The organism is Vibrio sp. Y2-5 (genome assembly GCF_014596725.1).
GTDB lineage: Bacteria > Pseudomonadota > Gammaproteobacteria > Enterobacterales > Vibrionaceae > Vibrio.
The window spans coordinates 1-5,944 of sequence record NZ_JACVEG010000019.1 but is presented as its reverse complement, the minus strand read 5'-3'; the positions used below and the strand labels follow the sequence as shown (position 1 = coordinate 5,944).

5 protein-coding genes and 4 tRNA genes are annotated in these 5,944 nt (G+C 42.0%); 3 read left to right on the top strand and 6 right to left on the bottom strand.

Annotated elements, in window-relative coordinates:
* Positions 1-146: 146 nt before the first annotated feature.
* The 4 genes from HUO09_RS21495 to HUO09_RS21480 all read right to left on the bottom strand — a co-directional run bounded on the left by HUO09_RS21495 (position 147) and on the right by HUO09_RS21480 (position 556).
* Positions 147-222 (bottom strand) — tRNA-Thr (locus HUO09_RS21495).
* A gap of 14 nt (positions 223-236) precedes the next feature.
* A tRNA-Gly gene (locus HUO09_RS21490) sits at positions 237-311 on the bottom strand.
* A gap of 34 nt (positions 312-345) precedes the next feature.
* Positions 346-430, bottom strand: a tRNA-Tyr gene (locus HUO09_RS21485).
* Between the two features lie 50 nt (positions 431-480).
* A tRNA-Thr gene (locus HUO09_RS21480) sits at positions 481-556 on the bottom strand.
* Between the two features lie 208 nt (positions 557-764).
* Here HUO09_RS21480 and coaA point away from each other — a divergent pair.
* Positions 765-1,688 (top strand): type I pantothenate kinase, encoded by a 924-nt coding sequence (gene coaA, locus HUO09_RS21475; RefSeq protein WP_188235248.1) that lies wholly within the window; start codon positions 765-767, stop codon positions 1,686-1,688.
* A 36-nt stretch (positions 1,689-1,724) separates the two neighbouring features.
* Here the strand turns inward: coaA and birA are convergent, their stop codons facing one another.
* Both birA and murB read right to left on the bottom strand, forming a co-directional pair.
* Positions 1,725-2,687 carry a bifunctional biotin--[acetyl-CoA-carboxylase] ligase/biotin operon repressor BirA gene (gene birA / locus HUO09_RS21470; RefSeq protein WP_188235247.1) on the bottom strand — a complete coding sequence of 321 codons (963 nt, stop codon included), beginning with the start codon at positions 2,685-2,687 and terminating at the stop codon, positions 1,725-1,727.
* Positions 2,688-3,758, bottom strand: a complete 1,071-nt coding sequence (gene murB, locus HUO09_RS21465) for a UDP-N-acetylmuramate dehydrogenase (RefSeq protein ID WP_373563714.1) — start codon at positions 3,756-3,758, stop codon at positions 2,688-2,690.
* Between the two features lie 49 nt (positions 3,759-3,807).
* Here murB and HUO09_RS21460 point away from each other — a divergent pair, with 49 nt between their 5' ends.
* Positions 3,808-4,260, top strand: a complete 453-nt coding sequence (locus tag HUO09_RS21460) for a GNAT family N-acetyltransferase (RefSeq protein WP_188235246.1) — start codon at positions 3,808-3,810, stop codon at positions 4,258-4,260.
* A 79-nt stretch (positions 4,261-4,339) separates the two neighbouring features.
* Positions 4,340-5,680, top strand: coding sequence for a CDP-diacylglycerol--serine O-phosphatidyltransferase (gene pssA / locus HUO09_RS21455; protein ID WP_167413772.1), 1,341 nt, complete (start codon positions 4,340-4,342; stop codon positions 5,678-5,680).
* Positions 5,681-5,944 lie beyond the last annotated feature (264 nt).

Sequence of the window (5,944 nt, the reverse complement as noted above, 5' to 3'; positions counted from 1 at the left end):
GTTTACGTGCGGTTTCGTACGTTCAAATTTTTCTTTAGACATGAGTTGTCCCTCTAGGTACGGATTTAAGTGGCTTTATAAATGACCACGCAACCAAAAATTTGGTAGTAAAAAGTATATATCAAAAGGAAAAGTTTGCTTAGAGCTGGTGCTGATAGGCAGATTCGAACTGCCGACCTCATCCTTACCAAGGATGCGCTCTACCACCTGAGCTATATCAGCACTCTAAAATGGAGTGGAGCGGGCAGCGGGAATCGAACCCGCATCATCAGCTTGGAAGGCTGAGGTAATAGCCATTATACGATGCCCGCAACACGTAACTCTGAGAGCTATTTCCTAATAATATGGTGGAGGGGGACGGATTCGAACCATCGAAGGCGGAGCCGGCAGATTTACAGTCTGCTCCCTTTGGCCACTCGGGAACCCCTCCAAATTTTTCGCCATCACTCTCTTTATAGAAAAACTCTCATAAAGGAGAAATGGTGCCGACTACCGGAATCGAACTGGTGACCTACTGATTACAAGTCAGTTGCTCTACCTACTGAGCTAAGTCGGCATAAGTGGTGCGCATTCTAGTTAATGATTAATTGGCTTGCAATACTTATGAGAAAAAAAATGTGAAATTTCGCGTTCTTTTGTTTATTCGATGATTTTTCAAGCGAATTCACGCCTAAACGCTAAATATTCCATCTTTCTCGTTTGAATTGTGGCTACCATATTGTATGTTCGCTGGTCTTACTCTAATTTCGACAATTGAGCATGTTATGACCCCATATTTGTCTTTTGATCGCCAACAATGGTCTGAACTTCGCAATTCAGTTCCAATGATGCTGTCAGAAAGTGATCTGCAAGAGTTGCAAGGTATCAATGAGAATTTGACGGTAAAAGAGACAGTAGAAATCTATCTCCCCCTCGCTCGACTTCTTAACTTATATGTTGCAGCAAGACAAAGTCGTAACAGTGTACTCAATCAGTTCCTTGGCAACAAAGAAAGTGCACCACCGTTTATTATTGGTATTGCCGGAAGTGTTGCAGTAGGGAAAAGTACCACTGCACGTTTATTACGCGCGTTACTCGCTCGTTTTGAAAACCACTCAAAGGTTGAGCTCGTTACGACCGATGGTTTCCTGCATCCAAACAGAATATTGGAAGAGCGCGGGATTATGCATAAGAAAGGATTCCCTGAGTCTTATGATATACGCAGCCTTGTTCAATTTGTTTCCGATGTCAAAGCAGGCAAACCGAATGTCGAAGCCCCTGTCTATTCCCATGTGACTTATGACATTACAGAACAGAAGAAAGTTGTCGACCGCCCAGACGTGTTGATCATTGAAGGACTCAATGTTCTACAAAGTGGCATGGATTACCCACACGATCCTCATCGAGTGTTTATTTCTGATTTTCTTGATTTCTCTATCTATGTCGATGCGGATAGCCAGATGATTGAAAAATGGTACGTAGAACGCTTTATGAAATTCAGAGACAGCGCATTCAAAGAGCCTGGGTCTTATTTCAGCCATTACACATCTTTAAGTACGGAAGAAGCCATCGAAAAGGCGAAGAAAATTTGGCATTCAATTAATGGTAAGAACCTTCAAGGAAACATTCTTCCAACGAAAGAACGGGCTCAATTGATTTTGCGAAAAGGTCTCAATCATACCGTAGAGGAAATACTGCTTCGCAAGTAATGACTTAACATTAAAAAAGAGGCCTCAGCCTCTTTTTTATTCGTTGTTTCTTAAAGAAATCTCACCACCGATAAAGCTCTTAAGGCCTTGTTCAGTTTCCAACAAAACGCCACCTTGTTCATCGATACCACGTTCTATACCCGTGACTTCATTCGTTCCCATAATGAGCTTAACTTTACGCCCGATAAAGTTGTCTAAGCGATTCCAACGTTCTACAAAGTTTTGCATACCGTAGATTTCGTAATTCTTTAACGCTGTATCTAGGGTGTTGATGAATTCCGCAGCCAAAACATTACGATCAATGTGATCCGTCCCGATCACCTCAGACAAACTTGCCCACGGCTGATCGATAGCTGAATCACGATCTTGCATTGCTAAATTCATCCCCATACCAATGACTAGGTGTGCTGCCCCACCGGCCTGACCAGACATCTCAACTAATATGCCCGCCAATTTGCGGTCTTGATAATAAAGATCGTTCGGCCATTTCAGTTTCACACCTTCCAATCCCATATTGTTCAGAGCTTCTACCATAGCAACACCAACGACTAGACTCAGTCCCATCGCTGCTGCCATACCCGCTTCTAAACGCCAATACATGGATAGATACAAGTTTGCGCCAAATGGCGATACCCAATGGCGTCCACGTCTACCTCGACCACTCTCTTGATACTCCGCGATACAAACCGTACCGGACTGCAAGCTGGCAGTATTATCAATCAAGTACTGGTTAGTCGAGCCGATTACTGGGTGAAGTTCAACCGGATTTTCAACCTTAGATTGGATTAAAGCTTCATCCAACATGATCAAAGGTTGAGACAACTGATACCCTTTTCCTTGTACGCGGAAGATATCAACGCCCCATTCCTGTATTCCTTTGACGTGTTTACTGATCGCAGCACGAGACATCCCAAGTTCTTCGCCTAATGATTCTCCGGAGTGAAATGAACCATCTGATAACTTGCTCAGTAACTTTAACTTTACGTCTGGATTTTTCACTCACGACTCTCCAATCAAACGACTTAAATATGTTTCTTTATCTCGTCCCATGAAACGCACTTCATGTTCCAACAACACACCATAGATCTCTAGGACTTTATTTCGAACTATACCTGCCAACTCAACGATATCTTGAGCAGTCGCGTTATCTTTGTTAATCAAGACTAAAGACTGGTTAGGATGAACCTGAGCGCCACCATGTACAACGCCTTTAAGTCCGGCATGCTCAATGAGCCATCCTGCGGCAAGCTTCACACCATCAGTAACGGGAAAAGCAACAATATCAGGGAACGAAGACTTCAGCATTTCAAAATGCTGCTCGATAACGACGGGATTTTTGAAGAAGCTTCCCGCATTTCCAGTGATAGCAGGATTGGGCAATTTTTCACTGCGAACCTGGCAAACTCGCTCAAATACTTGTTTGGACGAGCAGTTATCACCGAGTTCTTTTAGAGGTCCATAATTGATGTTTGGCTGCCATTGCTTAGCGAGTTTAAGTCCAACTGCGATAACTATCGCCTTGTTGTAAAGCGCTTTCTTAAAAATAGAGTCTCGGTAACCAAAAGAGCATTCTTCTTTGCTGAGGCGCTTAACTTGCAGTGACTCTAAGCATAAATAGTCTACGTAATCACACACATCTTGAAACTCTAGACCATACGCTCCAATATTTTGTATCGGTGCGGAACCTGCGCATCCCGGGATCAAAGCCAAGTTTTCCAGCCCTGATATATTCTCGTTAATGCTCCATTCAACTAGCTCTGGCCAATCTTCGCCACCCTCAACATGCAAATAATGAAAGCCTTCATCTTGAGTGTGTTTAATACCAAGCATACGGTTAACCATGACCAAACCTTGATAGGTTTCCGTGAAAAGCATGTTGCTCCCCTTACCTAACATCAATTTCGGTAAAGCTTGAAGCTGTTGCGAACGATACACTTCTTTTAGATCATCAACGGTTTCAATGAATACTAATGTATGGCATAGCTGATCAATGCCAAAGGTATGATAAGGGGCTAAATTCACATCGTGATGTAGTTGCAAAGGGCTATGTAATTGCATGAGACTCTTCAGATAAACTAAACTTCGAACATTCTACAACAGATGCCATGATAAGACACAAATGCCTGAACTCAAGTTTGAACACTTAGATCCAATAAAGCTGCCTCTTCTTAAACGCTTCTACAAACAGCATTACCCAAGTACTAAACCTAAAAGCGACGAACTATTGATCGTAGCGTATAGAGAATTATCTATGGTCGCAGTCGTAAGATTTCGCTCTATTGCCGAATATAGATTACTAACAGGCATGGCTGTTGATGAAACGAAAAGAGGGGAAGGTATAGGTTCTCAACTACTCAACTATTGCTTAGACGAGATTCTGGCAGACAAGGATTTTTGTTTTTCTTACGCCCATCTACAAAACTTTTATGAACAAGCTAGTTTCAAAAAAATAGACGTTGAAGAATTACCTAATGAACTTAGAACCTTATTTGTTAGATATAGTCAAAGCGGTAAGAATCTCATTCCAATGCAGTTTTTACCGAGCAAGGTTAAGAATAAACAGCTTTTCTAGCCTTTTGTTTAACTAGTTTGGTATTATCCGTTGTTCGCACATTTGCAAATTTGCACATAAGTAAGGTAAAACATTCAAAATGATCGCTCGTAGAAACCCATTCGACCAGCTGCCGACTATTGCGCAAGATCCGAACAAGTTTGCCATTCTCTTCTCCGCCAAAGAATTCCGGACTCATCTCATTGAGTCAATTCGTCAAGCCAGTAAGCGTATTTACCTTGTTGCCTTATATCTGGAAGACGATGAAGCTGGCCGTGAAATTCTTACTGAGCTGTTTGAAGCTAAACAACGCAATCCAGGTTTAGATATCAACATATGTGTCGATTGGCACCGAGCACAGCGTGGCCTCATAGGTAAAGCAGCCTCTGAAGGTAATGCCGCGATATATAAAAAGTTTAACCAAGAATATCAACATACTATCCCAACTTATGGTATCCCTGTTCGCGGACGTGAAGTGTTTGGTGTATTACACCTGAAAGGTTTTGTTATTGATGACACTGTTATATATAGCGGTGCAAGCTTAAACAATGTCTATCTTCACTACAAAGAGCGCTATCGCTTCGACAGATATCATTCAATCGAAAACGCAACCTTAGCTGACAGTATGGTCAAGTTCGTTCAAGACGAGATGCTTGCTCATCCTGCGGTGAATGATCTTAGCGCTCAAGACAAGCCCAATACGAAAGAGATCAAAACCGACATCCGACAATTCAGAGCCTCTTTGGCTCAGTCAAGCTATAAGTTTGAACCGGATGTTGTTGCTCAGGACAAAGTGGCCATTACTCCTATTGTTGGCTTAGGTAAGCGTCGTAACAGGCTTAACCAATATATCGTACAACTCATTGCCCAAGCGAAAGATGAAGTATTCATTTGTACACCTTACTTTAATTTCCCAAGAAGTATCGCAAAGGAAGTAAAGAAGGCGCTCAAACGTGGGGTTAAAGTACATATCATCATTGGCGATAAAACAGCAAACGACTTCTACATTTCACCAGAAGAAGAATTCAAGACGATTGGCGGGCTACCTTATCTGTATGAGATAAACCTTCGTCGCTTCGCTAAAGCCAATGAAGCTAACATTGCCAGCCGTAAGCTATCCATTCATCTATGGAAGCACGAAGACAATAGCTTCCACTTAAAAGGTATTTGGGTAGATAAACGTTATATGCTGTTAACGGGTAATAACTTAAACCCTAGAGCTTGGAAGCTCGACTTAGAGAATGCTCTATTGGTAAAAGATGACTACCACTTGTTAACAGAGCAGTTTGAGAAAGAGATCCAGAACATTCTTCAGCATACTCACTTAGTTTGTACATACAGACAATTAGAGAAGCTTGAAGACTACCCAGAAGCGGTACAGCGCTTAGTACGGAAAATAACGCGTGTGAAAGCGGATAGAGTATTAAAACAAATACTGTAAAAGCACATAATCAAGAAACCGACACCACTGTGTCGGTTTTTTTATCTGAAGAATAAGATAATTCTCCCTTCAGAAGCCGACATTCAACCTTTATGTGATTGTTTAGAATGTATAAAGGCTACGGGGATATGACTGTGTGAGCTTTGGATTAAGTCGCTGAACGGATGGGACTTTCTATCTCTATCATCTTGCTTAGTACGTCCTTCCATGTAGCAGCCCAGCGTTCTCTTAAGTAAAGAAAAACCACTGAACTTCCGCTCCACA